This is a genomic window from Mesorhizobium sp. BR115XR7A (assembly GCF_020165315.1).
GTDB classification, from domain to species: Bacteria; Pseudomonadota; Alphaproteobacteria; order Rhizobiales; family Rhizobiaceae; genus Mesorhizobium; species Mesorhizobium australicum.
The window spans coordinates 177,892-199,854 of record NZ_JAIUHW010000012.1 but is presented as its reverse complement, the minus strand read 5'-3'; the positions used below and the strand labels follow the sequence as shown (position 1 = coordinate 199,854).

The following is a 21,963-nucleotide window of genomic DNA, read 5'->3' as shown; positions in this document are numbered from 1 at the left end:
GGCCTCTGATGTCTCGGGCGGCCAGCGAACGGTGGGTGCACGGCTGAAAGGCGGAAAGCGTAGTTTTTCTTGAAGTCTCCCGCGGCCTTTGGCTTATCCTGCCGCCAACCATGAGTTGGCAAAGCGCATGATGGGCGAAAGGCGCCTCTTCCTCGATGTCAGGCAGTCGGCAACCGGTCTCTCCTGGGAGCACCGGCTGACCGAACGGCAGGACATGATCGCGCTCGCCATCGCACAGGGTCATGGCGTGCCCGACATCGTCGCGCGCGTTCTTGCCGGACGCGGCGTGGCCGCCGATGAGACCGAGCGGTTTCTGGACCCGACGATCCGCGACCTGTTGCCGAACCCGGCCTCGCTGACCGATATGGACAAGGCCGCTATCCGCATCGCCGCCGCCGTCATGGCGCGGGAGAAAATTGCGATCTTCGGCGATTACGACGTAGATGGCGCGGCCTCGTCGGCCTTGCTGAAGCGGTTTCTCACGCATTTCTCGGTGCCGTCCGAAATCTATATCCCGGATCGTATTTTCGAGGGCTACGGTCCCAATCCCGATGCCATGCGCGAACTGGTATCGCGCGGCGCGACGCTGATCGTCACAGTCGATTGCGGCACCAACAGCGCCGTTTCGATCGACGCGGCCAATGCCGCCGGCGCCGATGTCGTGGTGCTCGACCACCACCAGGTCGGCGGCGTCTTGCCTGCGGCAATTGCCGTCGTCAATCCAAACCGCGACGACGACCTTTCCGGACAGGGCCATCTCTGTGCCGCCGGTGTCGTGTTCCTCGCTTTGGTCCAGACCGCAAAGGTGCTGCGTGGCCTGAGCGATGTCACGCCGCCCGACCTGCTTTCCCTGCTCGATCTCGTGGCGCTTGCCACCGTCTGCGACGTGGTGCCGCTCACGGGCGTCAATCGCGCCTTCGTCGTCAAGGGTTTGCAAGTGGCGCGACAGCAGAAGAATGAAGGCATGGCCGCGCTGGCACGAGTGTCGCGCGTTGGCGAGCCGATCAGCACCTTCCATCTCGCCTATCTGATCGGTCCGCGCATCAATGCGGGCGGGCGCATTGGCGATGCGGCACTCGGCAGCCGGCTGCTTGCAACGGACGATCCCGTCGAGGCGCAGACCATCGCAGAGACGCTAGACCGGCTGAACCAGGAGCGGCAGCTGATGGAGCAGGAGATGCTCGCCGCCGCGCGCGCCGAAGCCGATGCCGAGCTCGCGGGCGGCAGCGGCCCGGCGATCGTCGTCACCGCCAGCAACAGCTGGCACCCCGGCATCGTAGGCCTGCTTGCCTCACGACTGAAGGATCACGCACGGCGGCCGGCCTTTGCCATCGCCTTCAACGCCAACGGCACCGGCACGGGCTCGGGCCGTTCGGTGTCGGGTTTCGACCTTGGCCGGCTGGTGCGCGAAGCCGCCAATGCCGGGCTCATCGTCAAGGGCGGCGGCCATGGCATGGCTGCCGGCATCACCGTCGAGCGGGCAAGACTGGGTGAGCTCAGGGCCTTCTTCGAGGAGCGGGCAGCCGCCGACGTTTTCAGGTTGCAGGATGAGGAAAGCCTGGCGATAGACGGCGCGCTTGCCGCCGAAGGCGCGACGCTCGGCCTGCTCGATGCGTTGGAAAAGGCGGGGCCCTTCGGTGCCGGGCATGTCGCGCCTGTTTTCGTGCTGCCGCGCCATCGGCTGGCCGACATCAGGCCGGTCGGCACCAACCATATTCGCGCCGATTTACAGTCGGAGAGCGGCGGCCGCATCCAGGCGATCGCCTTTCGCGCCGTCGATACGGTGCTTGGCGAGTTCCTTTCCAAGAACCGCGGCAAGACGGTGCATGTCGCCGGCTCGCTGTCGGGCAATTACTGGAACGGCAACCGTACGGTGCAGTTTCGCATCATCGACGCCGCGCGGGCGTAGGGCGCGCCGGAAACCCGCGCAATTCAGCCGGCCGGCGCATAACGCAGCAATGTCACGCCCTGGGGGAGACTTTGCGTGCCGAGCGGGGTCAACGCCAGCGACAGGCCGGATTCAAAATATGGCTTGCCGCCACCCAGCACCACGGGATGCATATAGAGCCGGTATTCGTCGATGAGGCCGGCTCGTGCCAGAGAGGCGGCAAGGTCGGCGCCGCCAAGGATGACGAGGCCATCGGCCTGCGCCTTGAGAGATCGTACCGCATCCTCCGCATCGCCATCCACCAGCCGGGCATTGAGCCCGACTTGCCGAAGCGTGGTCGAGAAGACGATCTTCGGCGTTTCGCGCCATGCATGGGCAAAATCCCGCTCGACCTCGGTGGCGCCGGTTTCGCGTTCAGGGCTGTCCCAGAAGCGCATGGTTTCGTACATGCGCCGTCCGGCGAGCACGGCGGAAGCCTGCCTCATCATGTCGTTGAAGTGCTGGTGCAGTTCCGCCTCGGGCACTGGCAAGCCGATGTCCCCGTTCGATCGGGCGATATAGCCGTCCAACGACGTCAGCATGGAATAGACAATCCTGGCCATCGGCACCTCCGCCTCAAGCGACGCAGACACCATAACCAATTGCGTTTGGCAATCAGTTTGCCCTGAGGCCAATACAACTTGAGGAAATGGTCTAGGCGAGAACCGTCTGCAGCCGCGTCAGTTCGCCGATCTGCGCCATCGTCGCCTGGTAGCCGAGCTGGATCGCCTCGTCGGCCCGGTGAAATTCGGTGAGGCCGATATGGCTGAGCTTGGGCTGCAGCGACATGTCGGGCGGGTCGCCGGCAAGTCTCGCCCGCGAAATACGGTCCTGGATGATGTTGAAGGCTTCGACCATCACGCCGGTGATGCCCAAACGCGTCTGGTGCGATTGGTGTTGGGCGTCGACCTGGCCGGGCCTTGGCGCATCCTTTTCGATAACCAGCTCGCCAGCGCTGTGCTTGATCACGGCGGCGCGGCCGAACAGGTCGTAGTGGAGGTTGACCGCCACGACGAGCGGCTGCTCGTAGGCGCGGCAGACCGAAACGGGCACCGGGTTGACCAGCGCTCCGTCCACCAGCACGCGGCCGTTGCAATCGACAGGCTCGAACACGCCAGGCAGCGCGTAGGACGCGCGCATGGCGGTGATCAGCGATCCGCTCGACAGCCAGATCTCGTGGCCGGTGCGGATTTCCGACGCGACGCAGACAAATGGCTTGGGCAGATCGTCGAAGCGGATGCCGGCCACGTGCTCGCGCAGGCGCGCGTCCAGCTTCATCCCGCCGAAGAGGCCGCTGCCGCGCAGGTTGAGATCGAGCAGGCCGAAGATACGTCGTCTGGTGAGGCTGCGGGCGAACTCTTCCAGCTCATCCAGTTTGCCGGCCAGATAACAGCCACCGACCAGGGCGCCGATCGAGGTGCCGGCGATCATCGAAACTTCGATGCCGGCTTCATCGAGCGCGCGCAGCACGCCGATATGGGCCCAGCCTCTGGCGCAACCGCCGCCGAGCGCGAGCGAAATACCTGTTTTCTTGGGGGAGGTTGTTTCGGATGCGCCGCCTGCCGAGGACAGGCCGTTGGCCTCCCTGACATCTGGTCTGTTACGCAATGACGCCCATTCGAGCATCATGATCTCCCTTGTCCCAGGCTAGTATACGGACGGGCCGTATCGAAATGATGAATCTATGTGGTCGGTGTCAGGCAGAAGGTTCAAGCTGATGGCTTCCGATACGTGTTTTCCGCATCGAACAGCGGCTTGCTGCCGTCGTCGGCAAGCGTCCCCTTGCCGTCGATCAGCCCCACCGTCCGATAAAAGCATGAACGCCGGCCGGTGTGACAGGTTGCGTCGTGGCCCAACACTTTCACGCGAAGCCACACCGCATCCTGGTCACAATCCGTGAGCATCTCGACGACATGCTGGAAATTGCCCGAGGTTTCGCCCTTCTTCCAGAGCGTGTTGCGCGAGCGCGACCAGTAATGGGCAATGCCTGTTTCCAGCGTCAGAGCCAGCGCCCGTACATTCATATGCGCGACCATCAGCAGCATGCCGTCGGCGGCATCGGTGACGACGACGGTGACAAGACCGGCGGCATCGAAGCGCGGCGAAAACACCGCGCCTTCCTCCAAGGCTTTCTTGTCCGAGGGAGCTTCCGGAAATTCCAGTGCCGACATTGCCGGTCTATCTTCCTGTTGACCGCGACGTCGGCAAAGGGCTTACGCCCTGCCGCCGCGCACCATGGTGACAAAACGAACCTGCTCTTCGGGCGTATCCTTGAAGACGCCTGTGAAGGTGGAGGTCAGCGTGGTGGAACCTTGCTTGCGGATGCCGCGCATGGCCATGCACATGTGCTCGGCCTCGATCATGACGGCAACGCCGCGCGGGTTGAGCACGTCCTGGATGACGCCGGCAATCTGGGCGGTCAGGGCTTCCTGCGTCTGCAGCCGATGGGCAAAGATATCGACGACGCGCGCGATCTTGGACAGGCCGACGACCTTGCCGTCGGGCAGGTAGCCGACATGCGCCTTGCCGATGATCGGCACCATGTGATGTTCGCAATGCGAATGGAACTGGATGTCCTTGACGATGACCAGGTCGTCGTAGCCGGCGACCTCCTCGAAAGTACGGCCAAGCTCCTCGGCCGGGCACATGTCGTAGCCGCCGAACATTTCGCGATAGGCCTTGGTCACGCGCTTGGGCGTGTCGATCAAACCCTCGCGATCCGGATTGTCGCCGGTCCAGCGCAGCAAGGTGCGTACGGCGGCCTCGACTTCGGCCTCGCTCGGGCGGTCGGTGACCGGCTTTTCCATATAGGCGGACTGGGGCATTAGTTTCTTGATGACGGCATCCATAAAAGGCGTCTCCCGTAGTTCCTCTCTGAGGAGGAACGAGTTGAACGGACCACGACCTTTCGGTGTCGGAAACTCGCCCCGTTTCCAGCCCCGTAAGCGGCGTGAACTTCCCGGCAAGGACAGTGGCGTTCGCCGCCTTGTCGATACCGGACTGCCAGCATTATATATGGTCGTGCCGAGCGAATGAAAGACGCAACAACGGCAATCGCTGTTCGCTTGGCGGCGACGGATTGGAAAATAATGATCAACGACGTCTACAACGCGAAAATTCTCGGTTTTGCCGGAAATATCGCCCGCATCGGCCGGCTCGATCATCCCGACGCGACCGCGAAGGCGCATTCCAAGCTGTGCGGGTCGACCGTTACCGTCGACCTCAAGATGGAGGACGGCGTGGTCACCGACTTCGCCCACGACGTGAAGGCCTGTGCGCTCGGACAGGCATCGTCCTCGATCATGGCGCAACATGTCGTCGGCGCCAGCGCTGAGGAATTGCGCGCGGTGCGCGAGACCATGCTGAAGATGCTGAAGGAGAACGGCGCGCCGCCGGAAGGCCGCTTCGCCGACCTCGGCTATCTGGAGCCGGTGCGCGACTACAAGGCGCGTCACGCGTCGACCATGCTGACTTTCGACGCCGTGGTCGACGCCATCGGCCAGATCGAGAAGAAGCGCGCCGACGAAGCGGCCTGAGAGTGGTCTTCGAGCTTACGGTGAGCGGATCCCGCCAGAGCGGTCGTTCATGCCATGGCTTTGTGTTCGCCGGTACTCTTGCCGCTTCACTTGTGTCGGCCGGTGGCTCAAGCGGGGCGGAACCAGCAGTCCAGCGCGATATCGGCGACTATCTCATGAGGGCCGTCCAGCCCTGTTGGAACGTGCCCGCAAATGCCACAAATACTGCACGCGTCCGGATCAGCCTGAACAAGGACGGATCGCTCGCCGGGCCGCCAAAAATCGTCGGCCCCGTGACATCGGCAAGGCATAAGGTTGCCGAAGCCGCCATTCGCGCGATCACGCGTTGCGCGCCGTTTCCCGGGCTGGCGTCCTACGGCGCCGACTATGATTTGTGGCGCGACATCGTCGTCACATTCTACCCAGCAGTCGACCCGGCGGCGGGACATCCGTCCATGGACATCAACGACCTCGATAAACTTCTCGGAAAATACAAGAAGGTAAAGTAGCCGGCTCCGGCCAGCGCACGGCTCAGGCCGGAGCTTTCAGCGCTCGCCTGCTTTCGATGAATTCGCTTCTTAGCCAGTCGGCGAAGGCCGCGGCCGGTTCGGAGAGACTGTGCAAACTCCTGGCCACCAGCCAATAGGCCCCGGATGCGACATCGATGTCGAACGGTTTGACCAGTGCCCCGGTCTCCAATTCTTCTCCAATCTGCAGGAGATCGCCCAGCGCCACGCCGTGGCCGAGCAGCGCGGCCTGCTTGGAGAGTGAGGCGTCCGCAAGCATCGGCCCGCGCGTGGGCATGGCGTTGGCGGGTACGCCCGCCGCCTCGAACCAGCGCGTCCAACCCTGGCGGTTTTCCTCGTGCAAAAGCGTGAAGCGAGCAAGATCGGCCGGCTTCCCGAGGGCTGGGCCCGATGAAAGCAGCGCCGGCGACAGAACCGGCGAATCGACTGTCGAGGCCAGCCGCTCGGCTTCGCTGCGGGGCCATGACGTCGCGTTCGAGCTGAAACGTAAGGCAAGTTCGGGCTGGTCGCTGCGGAACTCGATCAGCCTTGGGTCCACTTCGAGGGAGACGTCGATATCGGGCCGCAACTGGCGAAACCGGTTGAGCCGGGGTACCAGCCAGACGGATGCAATCGACGGCTCGACGCTGACACGAACCACGGCCTGCGCGGGAACCGCGACCAGTTCCGAGAGTAGTTTGTCGATGTCGTCGAAACTTCTGACCAGTTGAGCAAGCAGCCGACGGCCTGCATCCGTCAGTTCGACGCGGCGATGGTGCCGTTCGAAAAGCGGTTGGCGCAGGAAGGTTTCGAGTTCGCGGATCTGCCGGCTGATCGCCGCCTGCGAGACGAAAAGCTCCTCGGCGGCGTTGCTGAAGCTCAAATGCCGCCCCGCCGCCTCGAAGCTCCTCAACGCCGTCAGGGGCAAGCGTCCACGCTTCATTTCGCATAACCCAGGATTATCCGAAGCGGAAATTATACTCGTTTGAAGGCGAAGGCCAGCGGCGGTCTAATCGTCTTCAAGGAGATGCCGCCATGATGCAGTTGCTTGAGATCCTTGGCGACGTCATACGGATCGCGACGTTCCAATGGCGCCACGAAAGACGCGCTACAAGGCATCACGAAGAATGGTCTCATCCTGGCCGGTGGACGCCGCCAGCCGACCGACGGCCATTTCGCCGTTCCCGCCCGTGACCGCACGGCGATCGGGATTGCGTTCTCCGGTGCAAGCGCACATCTATCAGCTGGAAAACGCGGAGATCGCAGTGGGCGACCAGCACAGGCATGCGCATACAGCCGGAGCGTCGAGGCGCGGCCGCAACTGGCCCGGCCCCTGGCGCAAGACGCCGGGCCGCTTGCTCGGCACCTCGCTCGTGCGGCTTTACCAATTGACGCTGTCCGGCTTTGTCGGCAATTCCTGCCGCCATCTGCCGACCTGTTCGGAATACGCGCATGAGGCGATCGCCCGCCATGGCCTTTGGGCCGGCGGCTGGATGGGGTTGTTCCGCGTGCTGCGCTGCGGCCCATTCGGCACGCATGGCATCGATCTCGTGCCGCAGGCGCTGGCATCCCGCTACGTCTGGTTCATGCCATGGCGGTACTGGCGGATTGGTCGCAAGCGCGGCGAAGCGCAGGGCTAGGGTGGCTGGTCGCGTCGCGCCGTTTACGCTCCGGTAGGGTTAACGCAAGCCTGCACAACAACTGCGCATTTGAGACAAAATCGAGACAAGAGACCTCGCTAAGCCCGCTCGCGAACCCCCTTCTGGAGCGAGCAGAAAATGCGCAATGTCGATCGTCTTCCCTTTATCATGGCTGGTGTCCTGTTCCTGCTCGCCTGGCTGCTGGGATTTCCGATGCGCGCGCAGTCCGCGCCGCTAGCGGACGTGCAATGCACGCTGATCGCCGATGCCCAGAGCGGCAAGACGCTTTACCAGGACGGTACCTGCGACCAGCGCTTCAGCCCAGCCTCCACGTTCAAGGTGCCGCTTTCGCTGATCGGCTACGACGCGGGCATCCTTGCCGATGAACATACCCCGGCATGGGACTACAAGCCCGAGTTCAACGCGGTGAAACGCGACCAGAAAACCGTCGATCCGACGATCTGGGAACGTGATTCCATCATCTGGTTCTCGCGCGAGATCACCCGCAGGCTCGGACCTCAGAAATTTGCCGGCTACGTATCGAAGTTCAACTATGGCAATGGTGACGTTTCCGGCAATCCTGGCAGGGATGACGGGCTCACCCATTCCTGGGTTAACTCCTCGCTCAAGATCACGCCAGTCGAACAGGTTGCCTTCCTGCGGCAACTGCTGGCCGGCACAATGCCGGTGTCGGCCAAGGCGCATGAAATGACACGCGCCATCATGCCGAACTTCAAGGCTGGGGACTGGGCCGTTCAGGGCAAGACCGGCACGACCAGGCTCGGCGCGGGCGGCAAGGACAAGCGCTCGCTCGGATGGTTTGTCGGCTGGGCTGGGAAAGACGGCCGCCAGATCGTGTTCGCCCGGCTCGTCGTCGATACGAAACGCACCGACATGCCGAAGGGGTTGGCGACACGGGCCGCGTTCCTGAAGGACCTGCCACGGCTGATTAAGTGAGCCGGGCTTTACGGCGGCGGCATCTGCTCATAAAAGATGCCGCCGCCGGACGCATCCGGCACCCTGGCAGGTCGCAGCCCCGAACCGCTGATGATCTGCATTTACCACCCGCGCTCGTTTGCGGGACTGGATAGGAGATACACATGCTGAATTCCGTTTCCCTGACATTTCCCGATGGCTCCGTGCGCGACTACGATGCCGCGATGACCGGTGCGGGTCTCGCCGAATCGATCTCGAAGTCGCTGGCCAAGAAGGCCGTGGCCTATGCCATTGATGGCACGGTGCGCGACCTCAGTGATCCCCTGGGCAAATCCGGCAAGGTGGAGATCATCACCCGCGACGATCCGCGCGCGCTGGAACTCATCCGCCATGACACCGCGCACGTGCTCGCCGAAGCTGTTCAGGAGCTGTGGCCGGGAACGCAGGTCACCATCGGGCCGGTGATCGAGAACGGATTCTATTACGACTTTGCCCGCAACGAGCCGTTCACCCCGGACGATTTCCCGGTGATCGAGAAGAAGATGCGCGAGATCATCGCGCGCAACAAGCCGTTCACCAAGGAGGTCTGGTCGCGCGACAAGGCGAGACAAGTCTTCGCCGACAAGGGCGAGCGCTACAAGCTCGAACTGATCGATGCCATTCCCGAGGACCAGGATCTCAAGATCTATGCGCAGGGCGACTGGTTCGACCTTTGCCGTGGTCCGCACATGGCCTCGACCGGCCAGATCGGCAATGCCTTCAAGCTGATGAAGGTGGCCGGGGCCTATTGGCGCGGCGATTCCAACAATCCGATGCTGACGCGCATCTATGGCACGGCCTGGGCCGACCAAGCGCAGCTCGAAGCCTACCAAACGATGCTGGAAGAGGCCGAGAAGCGCGATCATCGCAAGCTCGGCCGCGAAATGGATCTTTTCCATTTCCAGGAAGAGGGGCCGGGCGTGGTCTTCTGGCACGCCAAGGGCTGGAAGATGTTCCAGAACCTGGTGAACTACATGCGGCGCCGGCTCGACGAGCAGGGCTACCAGGAGGTTAACGCCCCGCAGGTGCTCGACAAGAGCCTGTGGGAGACGTCAGGCCACTGGGGCTGGTACCGCGACGCCATGTTCAAGGTGACGGTCGCCGGCGATGAAACAGACGATGACCGCATCTTTGCGCTGAAGCCGATGAACTGCCCGGGCCACGTGCAGATTTTCAAGCATGGGCTGAAATCCTATCGCGACCTGCCGGTGAAGCTGGCGGAGTTCGGCAATGTGCATCGCTACGAGCCGTCGGGCGCGCTGCACGGGCTGATGCGCGTGCGCGGCTTCACGCAAGACGATGCGCATATCTTCTGCACCGAGGAACAACTGGCGGCCGAGTGCCTGCGCATCAATGACCTGATCCTGTCGACCTATGCCGATTTCGGTTTCGACGAAATCAGCGTCAAACTGTCGACACGGCCCGAAAAGCGCGTCGGCACGGACGAGGCCTGGGATCATGCCGAGGCGATCATGGGCGGCGTGCTGGAGACGATCAGGACAAGGTCCGGCAATCGGATCAAGACCTCGATCAATCCGGGCGAGGGCGCCTTCTACGGGCCGAAGTTCGAATATGTGTTGAAGGATGCCATCGGCCGCGAATGGCAATGCGGGACGACGCAGGTCGACTTCAACCTGCCGGAGCGTTTTGGCGCCTTCTACATCGGCTCGGATTCGGAGAAGAAGCAGCCGGTCATGGTGCACCGCGCCATCTGCGGTTCGATGGAGCGTTTCCTCGGGATCCTGATCGAGAACTATTCCGGCCACTTCCCGCTATGGTTCGCGCCGCTGCAGGTGGTGGTGGCGACGATCACGTCAGACGCCGACAGCTATGCGACCGAGGTCGTGGCAAAGCTGAAGGCCGCCGGGCTGTTGGCGGAAGCCGATCTGCGCAACGAGAAGATCAACTACAAGGTCCGTGAGCACAGCCTGGCCAAGGTGCCGGTCATCCTCGTCTGCGGCAAGCGCGAGGCGGAGGAGCAGACGGTCAACATCCGCCGGCTCGGCTCGCGCGATCAGGAATCGCTTGGTCTTGCCGAAGCAATCGAACGGCTGACCGAAGAAGCGATCACGCCTGATCGCCGACGCAAGCGCGCTGCTTGAATCGGAGTGTTTTTCGATCGAATGGCGGTGGAGCGATCAACCGCCATTTTCATATCCCTGTCACGGCAACGTTGTAACGAGCCCCTATGCTCAAGCTGAAATCGCGCGAACGACCGTTCCCAGAGCTTTCCTACGCCAATCCGCACCAGCCGGCGCTGGCGCGCTGGTTCATCCATTCGGTCGAAGGCCTGTCGGGCCGCGATCGCTTTGCCGCGCTTTATGATTTCTGGCGCCGCCAGGTGGTGCCGACGGGCGAGCGTGTGTTCAGCCGCATGCTGGACCTCATTGACGTGGGCGTCCGAATTCCCGACCAATGGCCGCCCGCGCAATTGCCCGACACGCCACTGGTAATCGTCGCCAACCATCCCTTCGGCATCGGCGACGGCATTGCCGTGCTATCGCTGGCAGAGCAACTCGGCCGGCCTTTCCGGGTGATGATCCACAAGGACCTGCTCAGGATCCGCGAGATGGAGCCCTATTCGCTGCCGATCGACTTTTCCGAGACCAAGGACGCGGTGAAGAACAACATGGCCGTGCGCCATGAGGCGGTCCGGCTGCTCAGGGAAGGTGTCACCATCGTGGTGTTTCCGGCCGGCGGTGTCGCCACTGCGCCCAAGGGTTTTGGCCGCGCGCGCGACCTGCCGTGGAAGATGTTTCCGGCCCGTCTCGTCCAGGAGGCCAAGGCATCGGTCATCCCCATGCATTTCTCCGGCCAGAACGGCAGGCTTTTCCATCTGGTCAGCGGGCCGATGAACATGGCCGAGCGCGACGGGCGGGTGGCCAAATTCGTCGGCAAGGCCTCGCTGACCTTGCGCACCTCGCTGCTCATTCGTGAATTCGCGCGGCTGTCCGGCAGGGCGATCGACGTGCGCGTCGGCAACGTGCTGAGCTGGAACGAACTGGAGCCGCTGCGCGACCGCAAAACGTTGCTCGACCGTCTCTATCGCGGTGTATTCGACCTGGCGCCGAGCCTGCCGCGCCGTCGCATTCCGTTCCTCCCGGCGCGAACCAAGCTCGCCGCCTGAAGGCTAATCGGCGCCTTCCTCGGGATCCATCGCCGCTGCTTCGGTGGCGAGAACCTCAATTTCCTGGTTCTGCCCGCCAACGACCGTGAAATCCTTCTGGTAGATGCGATCGCGGTTCTTGGCGATGATGGTGTAGTCGCCTTCGGCCAGCACCATCGAGGCGAAGGCGCCGACGGTTTCCTTGATCGGATCGCCGGATTCGTTAAGCAGCGACCACGAGGTGTCGGCAATCGCTTCGCCGCCCGTCTCGCGTACCAGCTTCATGGTGATTTCAGCGGCGTGATGCTCGACGGTGGCTTCCGTCAGCTTGCCCGCCTCGACGCGGATATCGGATCGGATGACGGCGTTGACCGCGCCGTAAGTCGAGACGACATGATAGATGCCGGCATTGAGCCGCACGACGCTGTTGGGTTCGACATCGGGAATGATCAGCGCGCGGTCGCCATTGGCCTCGGCGGTGCCCTCATAGATCGAAAAGCGCAGTTTCTTCGGCGGTATGCGCACGCCGCCGGACAGGACCGCGTCTAGCTTCAGGCCGCCGGCATCGAGCACGAGGCTTTCTCGCTTGGCTTCCTTGCCGACTGTGATGCGCTTGGTGGCGCCGGCGCGGCCATAGGAAGCGTGGACCAGGTAACTGCCGGGCTCGAGCTGGAAGACGGCGCTGCCGCCATGGGAGGAGGCGACCATGGGCAATTTGCCGTTCACCGCTTCTGGCTTGAAGACACGCCAGACTAGCCCACGTGTGATGTCGGTGCCCTTGTCGGTCAACTGGGCCGAGAGCGTAATGGCGCCACCGCCGCCAAGCGCCAGCGGGGTCTCGCTCTTCGGCGTTGCATAGCTCGAAATTCCGGGAAGTTTCAGGTCGCCGACGCCGTCCTTTTCCTGCGCGACAGCCATGGAGACCGGCAGCAGGAACAGCGCGGCGCAGAGCCGAACCAGGAAAAGACGCAGTCGCCCCTCAAACATGCCTTGCGTTGAAGCCCATGGCGGTGGCAATTTCAAGGCTTAAGAGTCCGATCCGGGACTCTTCAGCCCGGCGTTTGCGCGCCTTTGCCCGAGCCGCCCGAATTCCCGATGGTGCGCTTCAGCTCAAAACAGAGTGTTTCAGGAGACTTGCGCCCATGGCGTCGCCGATCATCGACTTTCTATTGACCCGAAATTCAGCGCCGATACCCGACCTCAGGGAACCGGCGCCCAGCGACGCCGATATCGCCACGATGATCACCGCCGCCACACGCGTGCCCGACCATGGACGGCTCGAAACCCTGGCGCTTCATCCTTTATCGCGGCGAAGCCCGCATCGAGATCGGCAAAAAACTAGCGGCCTTGGCCGAACAGCGCGAGGGGCCGTTGCCGGAAGGCCGTCGCAACCAGGAACTGGCGCGGTTCTCGCGCGCGCCGCTGGTGATCGGTGTCGTATCCATTCCGAGGGAGAACCCAAAAATCCCGCAATGGGAGATGTTCCTGTCCGGAGGCATGGCGGCGATGAACCTGATGATCGCGGCCACTGCGCTGGGCTACGGCACGAACATGATCAGCAACTGGTATTCCGACGTGCCGGAGGGCAGGGCGATTCTCGGACTGGCGCCGCAGGAGCGCGTCGTCGGTTTCGTCCATATCGGCTCCTACGCCGGTCCGGCGCCGGAGCGGCCACGGCCCGATCCGGCCAAGCTCTACACCGATTACGCCGGACCTTGGGCGGGCTGAATGTTCTACGAGCCGTCCAAGGGGCATGGCCTGCCGCACGATCCTTCGAAGGCGATCGTCGCGCCGCGCCCGATCGGCTGGATATCGACGCTGAACCAGGCCGGCGAGGTCAATCTGGCGCCATACTCCTTCTTCAACGCCTTTTCGACGCGACCTTTCATTGTCTGGTTTTCCTCGGAGGGTGAGAAGGACAGCGCCTCGTTTGCCCAGGAAACCGGCGAGTTCGTCGCCAATCTGGTCAGCCGCGATCTTGCGGACAAGATGAACTACACATCCGTCGACGCACCGCGTGGCGTCAACGAGTTCATCTATGCCGATCTCGCCATGGCGCCCTCGCGTCTCGTCAAGCCGCCGCGCGTGGCGGCTGCACCAGCGGCGCTCGAATGCCGGGTGACGGAAGTGTTTCGCCCGAAGGCGCTGGACGGATCACCGACGAGTGCCTTTGTCGTCGCCGGTGAGGTGATCGGCGTTCACATCGACGATGCTTTCCTGAAAGACGGCCTGTTCGACATCACCAAGGCCGGCAATGTCGCGCGTCTCGGTTACATGGATTACGCCAGCGTCGACGAGGTCTTTTCGATGCGGCGGCCACGCTGGGGCAAGGAGTAGCCGTCAGGCGGATATCCCGGCCGCTTTCGCGCGGGCCAGAAGGCGTTCGGCCAGCCGCAGATGCGGACGGTCGAACATCTTGCCGTCGATGCCGACGACGCCCGGATTTCCGGCCGCATCGAAGGCCGCCACGATAGCCGCCGATTGTCTCACCGCCTCGGCAGAGGGCGTGAAGGCGGTGTTGATGACGGGCACCTGATCGGGGTGGATCGCCATTTTGCCGGTGAAACCGTCACGCTCGGCGTCGGCACATTCCGCGGCGAAGGCCGCCATGTCGCGAAAGCCGGGAAATACGGTGTCGATCGCGGCGACTTCCGCGGCTCCGGCCGCGAGAATGGTCGTCAGGCGGGCGTGACGGAAGAGATCGGTGTAGCGGCCGTGCTCGTCGCGGGCAGAGCGTGCGCCGATCGCCGCCGACAGATCTTCCGCACCCCAGGTGAGACCGGCGAGCCGTGCGCTTGTCCCTGCATAGGTGGCGGCTGCGAGCACGCCCGCCGGAGTTTCGGTGATGATCGGCAGGATTTTTATCGACCCGTCGGGCAGGCCGTTTTCGGCTTCCCAAACCCTGAGCTTGGCCGCGAGCTGCTGCACATCCTGGCCGCTGTTCGATTTAGGCAGCATGATGCCGTCCGGCCTTGCCGGAACGAGCTTGGCAAGATCATCGTCCGTCATTCCGGTCGAGAGGTCGTTGACCCTGATATAAAGCGCCGAGTTGGTTTGCCCCCTGCGTTCGAGGATAAAGCGCGCCGCGATCTCGCGCGCCCGCGCCTTGTTCTGCGGCGCCACGGAGTCCTCGAGATCGACGATGACCACGTCGGCGCCGGCGCCAAATCCCTTCTCCAGCTTCCGTTCGGAATCGCCTGGAACGAACAGCAGCGAGCGCATCAGTCTGCCTTCTTCAGCATCATCGCTTGCCTGATGCATTTCGCGACCAGATCGCCATGCTGGTTGTAGGCGCGGTGCTCGAATTCGACAATGCCGCGATCGGGCTTCGACCTGGATTCGCGCACCGAGACGACAGATGTTTCGACGCGGATGGTGTCGCCGTGGAAGACCGGGTGAGGAAACACGGTTTCCTTCATGCCCAGATTGGCGACCGTCGTGCCGACCGTGATGTCGTTGACCGAAATGCCGATCATCAGGCCGAGCGTGAACAGCGAGTTGACCAGCGGCTTGCCCCATTCGCTCCTAGCGGCGAAGTCGAAGTCGATATGCAGCGGCTGCGGGTTCAGCGTCATCACCGAAAACAGCATGTTGTCGCTCTCGGTCACAGTCTTGCGCAGCGTGTGCTGGAAGACATGGCCGACGACAAACTCCTCCAGATATAGCCCAGCCATCTTCCGCCTCCTGCGCTGTCTGACGGTTGATAGGCGCTGCTTCAGGCGCTCGCAAGCCAGTTAATGAACATGGTGAACCGTTCGTAAACCATTTCTGCCTACCCTTCTCACGGGGCCGGAAACCTTCCGGCATGGGGCGTAAGCAGACGGGCATGGTAGTTGTTTCGCATTTCCTGAAATGGATCTACACGGCCAGGGTTTCGGAGCGCGCCGCCGCCGCTCATGCGCTGGCCCGAGCCTATGTCAATTGCGAATTGCCGTTCGAGGACCGCTGTGCCGCCGAGGCCGCGCTGACGCTGCTGCTCGACGACGCCTCGTCGAAAGTGCGGCTGGCGATGGCGGAAGCGTTCTCGATGAGCCATCACGCGCCGTTGCAGATCATCAGTGCGCTTGCCGCCGACCAGCCGGAGGTCGCCGGTGTCGTGCTGGCGCGCTCGCCGCTGCTCACCGACGCCGACCTGATCAACCGTGTGGCGGCGAGCCAGAAGGCAACGCAGAAGCTGATCGCCGAGCGGCCTGTAGTCTCGATGGCGCTTTCGGCGGCCATCGCCGAGGTCGGCGAGGCGGAGGCCTGCGCCGTGCTTTTGGCCAATAGCGGCGCCGACATCGCGTCACTCAGCTTCAGGCGCATGGCGGAACGCCACGGGCATCTGCCTCTGGTGCGCGAGGCGTTGATATCGGATATCAGGCTGCCTGCCGATTGCCGGCATATGCTGCTCGTCAAGCTCGGCGAGACATTGAAGACATCGCCGCTGGTCATGGCATTGATGGGAGCCGCGCGTGCCGACAGGGTCATGCGCGATGCTTGCGTCAAGGCCTCGGTGACGCTGATCGAGGGCACGCGCCAAGAAGAGCACGCGGCGCTGATCGAGCATCTCAGGCTGCGCGGCGATCTGACCGCGAGCTTCCTGATCCGCACCATCGCGCACGGCAAGGTCGATTTCTTCGGCTCGGCGCTGGTGGCGCTTAGCCAGCAGTCCGAACCACGGGTGAGGGCGCTGCTGGCCGGCGGGCACGACGTGGCCCTGCAGGCGCTGTTCCGCAGTGCCGGCATGGCTGCCGCCACGCATGCCGTCATCCTGCGCGCCCTGAAGATCTGGCGCGAGGTCGCCAACGGCAAGCGCGTCGCCGGCGTGCAGGAAGTCAGTTGGCTGATGCTCAAGGAATTAGGCGGGCAATCCGCCGAAGGCGACCTTGCCGCATTGGTCAAATCGATCCACCTAGACGCCCTGCGTGAGAACGCACGCGGCCATGCACTGGCGATCGCCGCTGCCTAGGTTTTCTCCCTCGCGAAGAAATCCGGGAAATCTTCCATCGCCGCGGCGATGATGCGCAGGGACGCCGCGATCTGCAGCATGTCGCCGGTGGCGTTTCGCTGGGCGATGCCTGCCGCATACTGCCGGGCGACGGCAATGGCCGCTGTTTGCGGATCCCCAGGGGCTCGGAAAAGCAGCTCGCGCGCCAGTCCCCTCAGGAAGGTGGCGATTGAAAGCGTCGTTTCCGATGGGAGGGCATGGTTTTGGCTGGCCGTGCGCAGCCGCAGGATTTCCAGGCCGACCGTGACGGAAGCGACGCCGCCGCCCAGCACCGCCTCGCCCTTCCTGCCGGAATTCTGCACCAGCGGCATCAACTGATTGACCCGGTCGTAAGCGAGGCTCTCGAAGGCTGAGCGCCTCGGCACGCGCTCATGCAGGCAAAGCCGCGCCAGATCCTCCCGCATGGCCCGCACGATGCGGTCGGCCGCGAGCCATGGATCGGCCGGCAATACCACGATGAAGACGCCGATGGCCAAGAGGATGCCGACCAGGATCGATGCCGAGCCGGCGAAGAAGGGGCCGGGATCGTAGGTCATCGCCTGATGTGGGCTGAGAAAGGCCAGAAAATTGATGGCGAAAGCGGTCGCCACGCCGACATAGCGCGGATTGGCCATGGCGAGTGCCGCCGGCACCATGATGGGCACGACGAACAGCATGAACCAGCCGAAGCCGGGCAGAGCGGGGAGCGCAACCTGGCCGACGAGAAAGGCAAAAGGCAAAGCGAGCAGCGTTCCCTTGAAGAACCCCCAGGATACCTGCACGGGGTCGGGGCGAGCGGCAAACAGGCTCGACACGACGGCAACGAGGATGACGGTGCCGGCCGCCTCCGACCACTTCGTCGTCAGCCAGAAAGCCGCCACCAGCAGCGTGGCAACGGCCGCGCGGATGGCGTTGCGCGTAGCACCGGGATAGTCGCGATGCACCACCAGGGCCGGCTGCTGGCTGCCGGGACCTGGACGGCGCGTGACCGGCGCGCGCAAGGCGTCGAGGCCACGCAGCACCTGTTTCAGCGCCTCGGCGAAATCGGCCGCTATGGTAAGGCGGGTAATGGTGCCGACCCTGTCCTCACCCGGCTCGATCGAGGCGTCGGGCATTTGCCTGGCCCTGATCGAGATCGCGTCGAGCCGCGCCACCCAGGATGAGGTATCGTCCAGCGCTCCCGGCTTGGCTGCCAGTTCGCTGACAAGGGCCTGCAGTTCCGAGCGCACCGGGATGAGGGCGGCGTTTTTGGGAGCGGCATGCGAATAGAGCGCGCGTGCCGCCGAAAGTGCCGAAAGCAGTTGTCCGATAGTGCGCCGCACCGAATGCGCGCGCGGCGCGAAGCTCGGCGCTTCGAGCCTGGCATAGGCGCGCATCTCGCCAAGCGTCTGGGTATCGGCGACAAGCTTCCGGTGCAGGCCGATCAGCGTTGCCCGGTCGCCGCCTGAAAACGCACCGCCGGCATAGGTGGCGAGGTCGAGTATGCAGCGTTTCAGCCGCGAGACGATGGCGTCGCTGGCCAGTTTCGGCAGGATCAGCCGGCTGGTGAGGCCGGCGCAGACGATGCCGAGCACGATCTCCGCACAACGCGCGACCGCGAGGTCTACGACCAGATGCGGTTGTCCGAAAGCGGGCAGGCCGATGATCATTGCGGTGTAGCCTGCAAGAGCCGCGCCATAGGCTTCGGGATTGCGCAGCAGCGACGAGACGAAGGTGCAAATGCCAATCCAGACAGCAAGCACCGTCACCAGAATCCAGGGGCCGGTGCCGAATGCCGTGGTGATGCCAATTGCCGCGACACCGCCGGCCAGCGTGCCGAGCAGGCGGTAGAAGCCTTTCGCCAGCACCATGCCGGCCACCGGCTGGGCGACGATGAACACCGTCATCATCGCCCATTGCGGATGGTCGAGCTTCAGCGCGTAAGCGGCCAGCAATGCGATCATACCGGCCGAAACGGTGCGCAGCGCGAAAATCCAGTCCGAGCGTGTCGGTTGCGTCAGCCCAGCCAGGCTCGTCTCGAAATAGGTTTTCAGCCGCGCCCAGGTCACATGCTGGTCTCCATGTCAGGAACGCAAGCTAAACGCGCCAGCGGCTAGATATCCAGCACTTCCGTCTCGGCGAACTCGGCGCGTTCCTGGATGAAGCGGAAGCGGGCTTCGGGTTTGGTGCCCATCAGCTCGTCGACCCTGTCCTTGGTGGCGGAATCGATTTCGTTCACATCGACCCTGAGCAAGGTGCGCTTCCTTGGATCCATGGTGGTTTCCTTGAGCTGCGCGGCCATCATTTCGCCCAGGCCCTTGAAGCGGCCAAGCTCGACCTTGCCGCGCCCGGTGAATTCGGTGCGCAGAAGCTCGTCCTTATGGGCGTCGTCGCGGGCATAGGCGACCTTGCCGCCTTGCCTGATCGAGTAAAGCGGCGGCACCGCCAGATAGAGATGGCCGCCGCGCACCAGTGCCGGCATCTCCTGGTAGAAGAAGGTGATCAGCAGCGATGCGATGTGTGCGCCGTCGACGTCGGCGTCGGTCATGATGATGACGCGGTCGTAGCGCAAATCCTCGTCACGGTATTTTGACCGCGTGCCGCAGCCGAGCGCCTGGATCAGGTCCGATATCTGCTGGTTGGCGGCCAGCTTGTCATTGCCGGCGCTGGCGACGTTGAGGATTTTTCCGCGCAGCGGCAAGACAGCCTGGCTGGCACGATCGCGCGCCTGCTTGGCCGAGCCGCCGGCGGAATCGCCTTCGACGATGAAGAGTTCGGCACCCGCCGCCGCGTTCTGCGTGCAGTCGGCGAGCTTGCCCGGCAAGCGCAGCTTGCGCACCGCGCTCTTGCGCGACACTTCCTTTTCCTGGCGGCGGCGCACCCGTTCGTCGGCGCGCGCGATCACCCAGTCGAGCAGCTTCGAGGCTTCCTGCGGATTGTCGGCCAGCCAGTGGTCGAACGGGTCGCGGATCGCGGTCTCGACGATGCGTATCGCCTCGATCGTCGCCAGCCTGTCCTTGGTCTGGCCGACGAATTCCGGCTCGCGAATGAACACCGACAGCATGCCGGCGGCCGAGATCATGACGTCTTCCGAGGTGACGATCGAGGCGCGCTTGTTGCCGACGAGGTCGGCATAGGCGCGCAGGCCGCGCGTCAGCACGTTTCGGAAGCCGGCTTCGTGGGTGCCGCCTTCACCGGTCGGGATGGTGTTGCAGTAGGAATTGATGAAGCCGTCGCCACCGAACCAGGTCACCGCCCATTCGAGCGAGCCATGGCCGCCTTGCTTGTCGCTCTTGCCGGCGAAGATTTCGCGCGTCACCTGGAATTCATCGCCGAGCGACGCCTTCAGATAATCCTTGAGGCCGCCTGGGAAATGGAATTCCGCCTTGGCCGGTGTCTGATCCTTTTCCTTGATGAGGGAGGGATCGCAGGTCCAGCGGATCTCGACGCCGCCAAACAGGTAAGCCTTCGAACGCGTCATGCGGTAGAGACGCGCCGGCTCGAAGGCCGCGCCCTTGCCGAAAATCTGCTCGTCGGGATGGAAGCGGATTTTTGTGCCGCGCCGGTTGTGGACTTCGCCGAGCTGCTCCAGTCCGGTCACCGGGACGCCGCGCGAAAAGCGCTGGCGATAGAGCTGGCGCCCACGTGCCACCTCGACCTCGAGATGATCCGACAGGGCGTTGACGACGGAGACGCCAACGCCGTGCAGGCCGCCGGATGTTTCGTAGACCTTGGAGTCGAACTTGCCGCCCGAATGCAGCGTCGTCATGATGACTTCGAGCGCCGGCTTCTTGAATTTTGGGTGCATGTCGACCGGAATGCCGCGGCCATTGTCGGTAACCGTGAGATGGCCGTCGGCGGAGAGTTCGACATCGATGAAGGTGGCGTGGCCGGCAACCGCTTCGTCCATCGAATTGTCGATGACCTCGGCGAACAGATGGTGCATCGCCTTGTCGTCGGTGCCGCCAATATACATGCCTGGCCGGCGGCGCACCGGCTCAAGGCCCTCAAGCACCTCGATGTCGGCGGCGCTGTAGCCCTCGCTGCCATCCTTGGTTGCGGCTGGACGCCTGGCGGCCGCCTGTACCAGCGGATCCGCCGGGCGCGCCGGCGTGCGAACCGGCTGCGGCTGTTTTTCCAGATTGCCGAAAAGATCGTTGTTGTCGTCCATGCCTGCCATAGAGTCCAAGCTGCGAATCACCCCGTCGATACTGCCACGCTTTTCAGCGCCAAGCGACGGAGGTTCCTGTTACGTTCGGGGATTTAACTGCTCTTACCCTAAAACCATTCGATAACCAAGCGGGCGGAAATAGGTCAAATGCCGCCGCGCAATATTCCTGATTCTTTAACAATGCCGCCTAGCGTGAGCCCAACATAACAATAAACGACGGGCATCAGGGGTTTTCGGCGTGAGGGGCAAGGCCATAACGATGATCGGCATCGCCGCCGTTTTCGGCGCGATCTCGATCTTTGCCGCGGATTTCTGGGTCAAGAGCCAAGCGAAGGCCGATGCCCAGGAGAAAACGGCCTCGATCGCCGCTCCGGCCGCGCCCAGGATCGAGTTCAAGACCATCGTGGTGGCGAACGCGCCGTTGCGCTACGGCATGGAGCTCGACCGCGCCAAGCTCAGCGAAATCCCGTGGCCGCAGGATTCCCTTCCGCAGGGCGCCTTTGCCACCATCGATGGATTGCTCGGCGAAGGCGGTCGGGTCGCGCTGTCGCCGATCGAGATCAACGAGCCGGTGCTGCTCACCAAGCTGTCGGGACCGAACGGCCGCGCAACGCTGTCCAACATGCTGACGCCCGGAATGCGGGCGGTCACCATCCGCACCGACGAGATCGCCGGCGTCGGTGGCTTCGTGACGCCGGGCGACCGGGTCGATGTCGTGCTGACGCGCGATGCCGGCGAAATCCAGGAAGTCGCCAAGAACGCGCAAGGGGCTGCCGGTTCGACCATCACCTCGGAGATCGTCGTTGCCGACGCCAAGGTGCTCAGCGTCGGGCAGGGCGCCGACGAGCGCCAGACGACGCCGCAGGTGGCCAATTCCGTGACCCTCGAGGTGACGAGCGACGGCGCGCAGAAAGTGGCGCTTGCCCGCACCGTCGGAACGCTGTCGCTGTCGCTTCGCTCCGCCAGCGAAGGCGGCGATGGCAAGAACGGCGTCACCACCATCTCTTCCTTCGGCGGATCCGTCGCTTCCAAGACGCAGGCCGTGGCCGGCTCCTTGTTCGATGCCATAGCGAAGGAGCCAGAGAAGCCGAAATTCAAGACGATCATCGTGACGCGCGGCACGCAGGCCGAGGAATATCAGGTTCCAACGCGGGACCAGAAGTAAAGACCGGTGG

The 21,963-nt window shown here is 63.5% G+C and carries 20 protein-coding genes and 1 pseudogene; 11 read left to right on the top strand and 10 right to left on the bottom strand.

Annotated elements, in window-relative coordinates; translation table 11 throughout:
• Positions 1 to 127 precede the first annotated feature (127 nt).
• Positions 128 to 1,909 carry a single-stranded-DNA-specific exonuclease RecJ gene (gene recJ / locus LB557_RS24580; RefSeq protein ID WP_015317573.1) on the top strand — a complete coding sequence of 594 codons (1,782 nt, stop codon included), beginning with the start codon at positions 128 to 130 and terminating at the stop codon, positions 1,907 to 1,909.
• A gap of 23 nt (positions 1,910 to 1,932) precedes the next feature.
• Here the strand turns inward: recJ and LB557_RS24575 are convergent, their stop codons facing one another.
• The 4 genes from LB557_RS24575 to folE all read right to left on the bottom strand — a co-directional run bounded on the left by LB557_RS24575 (position 1,933) and on the right by folE (position 4,776).
• Complete coding sequence (locus LB557_RS24575; protein WP_015317574.1) at positions 1,933 to 2,490, bottom strand: dihydrofolate reductase family protein; 558 nt, start codon at positions 2,488 to 2,490, stop codon at positions 1,933 to 1,935.
• A gap of 91 nt (positions 2,491 to 2,581) precedes the next feature.
• Positions 2,582 to 3,556, bottom strand: a complete 975-nt coding sequence (locus LB557_RS24570) for a patatin family protein (RefSeq protein ID WP_411908811.1) — start codon at positions 3,554 to 3,556, stop codon at positions 2,582 to 2,584.
• An 80-nt stretch (positions 3,557 to 3,636) separates the two neighbouring features.
• Positions 3,637 to 4,098, bottom strand: coding sequence for a phosphoribosyl-AMP cyclohydrolase (gene hisI, locus LB557_RS24565; RefSeq protein ID WP_224642452.1), 462 nt, complete (start codon positions 4,096 to 4,098; stop codon positions 3,637 to 3,639).
• Positions 4,099 to 4,140: 42 nt separating this feature from the next.
• Positions 4,141 to 4,776, bottom strand: coding sequence for a GTP cyclohydrolase I FolE (folE, locus tag LB557_RS24560; RefSeq protein WP_015317577.1), 636 nt, complete (start codon positions 4,774 to 4,776; stop codon positions 4,141 to 4,143).
• Positions 4,777 to 5,016: 240 nt separating this feature from the next.
• Here folE and LB557_RS24555 point away from each other — a divergent pair, with 240 nt between their 5' ends.
• Entirely contained in the window at positions 5,017 to 5,463 is a 447-nt protein-coding gene (locus tag LB557_RS24555) for an iron-sulfur cluster assembly scaffold protein (protein ID WP_015317578.1), read from the top strand.
• 20 nt (positions 5,464 to 5,483) lie between these two features.
• A complete protein-coding gene (locus LB557_RS24550) occupies positions 5,484 to 5,951 on the top strand; it encodes a cell envelope integrity protein TolA (RefSeq protein ID WP_157163658.1) in 468 nt (155 codons plus the stop codon).
• Between the two features lie 22 nt (positions 5,952 to 5,973).
• Here the strand turns inward: LB557_RS24550 and LB557_RS24545 are convergent, their stop codons facing one another.
• A complete protein-coding gene (locus tag LB557_RS24545; RefSeq protein WP_140616125.1) occupies positions 5,974 to 6,891 on the bottom strand; it encodes a LysR substrate-binding domain-containing protein in 918 nt (305 codons plus the stop codon).
• A gap of 322 nt (positions 6,892 to 7,213) precedes the next feature.
• Between LB557_RS24545 and yidD the strand changes: the two genes are divergently transcribed.
• The 4 genes from yidD to LB557_RS24525 all read left to right on the top strand — a co-directional run bounded on the left by yidD (position 7,214) and on the right by LB557_RS24525 (position 11,690).
• Positions 7,214 to 7,588 carry a membrane protein insertion efficiency factor YidD gene (gene yidD, locus LB557_RS24540; RefSeq protein ID WP_224642477.1) on the top strand — a complete coding sequence of 125 codons (375 nt, stop codon included), beginning with the start codon at positions 7,214 to 7,216 and terminating at the stop codon, positions 7,586 to 7,588.
• Positions 7,589 to 7,726: 138 nt separating this feature from the next.
• Positions 7,727 to 8,545, top strand: coding sequence for a class D beta-lactamase (gene blaOXA, locus LB557_RS24535; protein ID WP_224642454.1), 819 nt, complete (start codon positions 7,727 to 7,729; stop codon positions 8,543 to 8,545).
• A 143-nt stretch (positions 8,546 to 8,688) separates the two neighbouring features.
• The gene (thrS, locus tag LB557_RS24530; protein WP_224642455.1) at positions 8,689 to 10,665 is read left to right on the top strand and encodes a threonine--tRNA ligase; all 1,977 of its coding nucleotides are present in this window, start codon (positions 8,689 to 8,691) and stop codon (positions 10,663 to 10,665) included.
• A gap of 86 nt (positions 10,666 to 10,751) precedes the next feature.
• Positions 10,752 to 11,690, top strand: a complete 939-nt coding sequence (locus LB557_RS24525) for a lysophospholipid acyltransferase family protein (protein WP_140616133.1) — start codon at positions 10,752 to 10,754, stop codon at positions 11,688 to 11,690.
• A gap of 3 nt (positions 11,691 to 11,693) precedes the next feature.
• Here LB557_RS24525 and LB557_RS24520 read toward each other — a convergent pair whose 3' ends face one another.
• Positions 11,694 to 12,656: a hypothetical protein gene (locus tag LB557_RS24520; protein WP_140616135.1), complete on the bottom strand. Its 963-nt coding sequence runs from the start codon at positions 12,654 to 12,656 to the stop codon at positions 11,694 to 11,696.
• 155 nt (positions 12,657 to 12,811) lie between these two features.
• Here LB557_RS24520 and LB557_RS24515 point away from each other — a divergent pair.
• Positions 12,812 to 13,397 (top strand): annotated as a pseudogene (locus LB557_RS24515) (nitroreductase).
• On the top strand, positions 13,398 to 14,006 hold the full coding sequence (locus LB557_RS24510; protein WP_140723633.1) for a flavin reductase family protein: 609 nt from the start codon (positions 13,398 to 13,400) through the stop codon (positions 14,004 to 14,006).
• A 3-nt stretch (positions 14,007 to 14,009) separates the two neighbouring features.
• Here LB557_RS24510 and LB557_RS24505 read toward each other — a convergent pair whose 3' ends face one another.
• Complete coding sequence (locus tag LB557_RS24505) at positions 14,010 to 14,891, bottom strand: HpcH/HpaI aldolase/citrate lyase family protein (protein ID WP_140821881.1); 882 nt, start codon at positions 14,889 to 14,891, stop codon at positions 14,010 to 14,012.
• Positions 14,891 to 15,343 (bottom strand): MaoC family dehydratase, encoded by a 453-nt coding sequence (locus tag LB557_RS24500; protein ID WP_140791008.1) that lies wholly within the window; start codon positions 15,341 to 15,343, stop codon positions 14,891 to 14,893. Before LB557_RS24500 ends, LB557_RS24505 begins: the two co-directional genes overlap by 1 nt.
• 152 nt (positions 15,344 to 15,495) lie before the next feature.
• Between LB557_RS24500 and LB557_RS24495 the strand changes: the two genes are divergently transcribed.
• Positions 15,496 to 16,620 carry a DUF2336 domain-containing protein gene (locus tag LB557_RS24495; protein ID WP_224642456.1) on the top strand — a complete coding sequence of 375 codons (1,125 nt, stop codon included), beginning with the start codon at positions 15,496 to 15,498 and terminating at the stop codon, positions 16,618 to 16,620.
• On the opposite strand, the gene LB557_RS24490 is transcribed toward LB557_RS24495, so the two are convergent.
• Positions 16,617 to 18,686 carry an FUSC family protein gene (locus tag LB557_RS24490; protein ID WP_224642457.1) on the bottom strand — a complete coding sequence of 690 codons (2,070 nt, stop codon included), beginning with the start codon at positions 18,684 to 18,686 and terminating at the stop codon, positions 16,617 to 16,619. The genes LB557_RS24495 and LB557_RS24490 overlap by 4 nt on opposite strands.
• A 44-nt stretch (positions 18,687 to 18,730) precedes the next feature.
• Complete coding sequence (parE, locus tag LB557_RS24485) at positions 18,731 to 20,788, bottom strand: DNA topoisomerase IV subunit B (RefSeq protein ID WP_224642458.1); 2,058 nt, start codon at positions 20,786 to 20,788, stop codon at positions 18,731 to 18,733.
• 238 nt (positions 20,789 to 21,026) lie between these two features.
• On the opposite strand from parE, the gene cpaB reads away from it, so the two are divergent.
• Complete coding sequence (gene cpaB / locus LB557_RS24480) at positions 21,027 to 21,953, top strand: Flp pilus assembly protein CpaB (protein WP_318013204.1); 927 nt, start codon at positions 21,027 to 21,029, stop codon at positions 21,951 to 21,953.
• Positions 21,954 to 21,963 lie beyond the last annotated feature (10 nt).

What these genes read in the sequence shown, in the direction of transcription:
- recJ (WP_015317573.1), top strand. Translation starts at nt 128, where the DNA reads ATGATGGGCGAAAGGCGCCTCTTCCTCGATGTCAGGCAGTCGGCAACC.
- LB557_RS24575 (WP_015317574.1), bottom strand. Translation starts at nt 2,490, where the DNA reads ATGGCCAGGATTGTCTATTCCATGCTGACGTCGTTGGACGGCTATATC.
- LB557_RS24570 (WP_411908811.1), bottom strand. Translation starts at nt 3,556, where the DNA reads ATGATGCTCGAATGGGCGTCATTGCGTAACAGACCAGATGTCAGGGAG.
- hisI (WP_224642452.1), bottom strand. Translation starts at nt 4,098, where the DNA reads ATGTCGGCACTGGAATTTCCGGAAGCTCCCTCGGACAAGAAAGCCTTG.
- folE (WP_015317577.1), bottom strand. Translation starts at nt 4,776, where the DNA reads ATGGATGCCGTCATCAAGAAACTAATGCCCCAGTCCGCCTATATGGAA.
- LB557_RS24555 (WP_015317578.1), top strand. Translation starts at nt 5,017, where the DNA reads ATGATCAACGACGTCTACAACGCGAAAATTCTCGGTTTTGCCGGAAAT.
- LB557_RS24545 (WP_140616125.1), bottom strand. Translation starts at nt 6,891, where the DNA reads ATGAAGCGTGGACGCTTGCCCCTGACGGCGTTGAGGAGCTTCGAGGCG.
- blaOXA (WP_224642454.1), top strand. Translation starts at nt 7,727, where the DNA reads ATGCGCAATGTCGATCGTCTTCCCTTTATCATGGCTGGTGTCCTGTTC.
- thrS (WP_224642455.1), top strand. Translation starts at nt 8,689, where the DNA reads ATGCTGAATTCCGTTTCCCTGACATTTCCCGATGGCTCCGTGCGCGAC.
- LB557_RS24525 (WP_140616133.1), top strand. Translation starts at nt 10,752, where the DNA reads ATGCTCAAGCTGAAATCGCGCGAACGACCGTTCCCAGAGCTTTCCTAC.
- LB557_RS24520 (WP_140616135.1), bottom strand. Translation starts at nt 12,656, where the DNA reads ATGTTTGAGGGGCGACTGCGTCTTTTCCTGGTTCGGCTCTGCGCCGCG.
- LB557_RS24510 (WP_140723633.1), top strand. Translation starts at nt 13,398, where the DNA reads ATGTTCTACGAGCCGTCCAAGGGGCATGGCCTGCCGCACGATCCTTCG.
- LB557_RS24505 (WP_140821881.1), bottom strand. Translation starts at nt 14,891, where the DNA reads ATGCGCTCGCTGCTGTTCGTTCCAGGCGATTCCGAACGGAAGCTGGAG.
- LB557_RS24500 (WP_140791008.1), bottom strand. Translation starts at nt 15,343, where the DNA reads ATGGCTGGGCTATATCTGGAGGAGTTTGTCGTCGGCCATGTCTTCCAG.
- LB557_RS24495 (WP_224642456.1), top strand. Translation starts at nt 15,496, where the DNA reads ATGGTAGTTGTTTCGCATTTCCTGAAATGGATCTACACGGCCAGGGTT.
- parE (WP_224642458.1), bottom strand. Translation starts at nt 20,788, where the DNA reads ATGGACGACAACAACGATCTTTTCGGCAATCTGGAAAAACAGCCGCAG.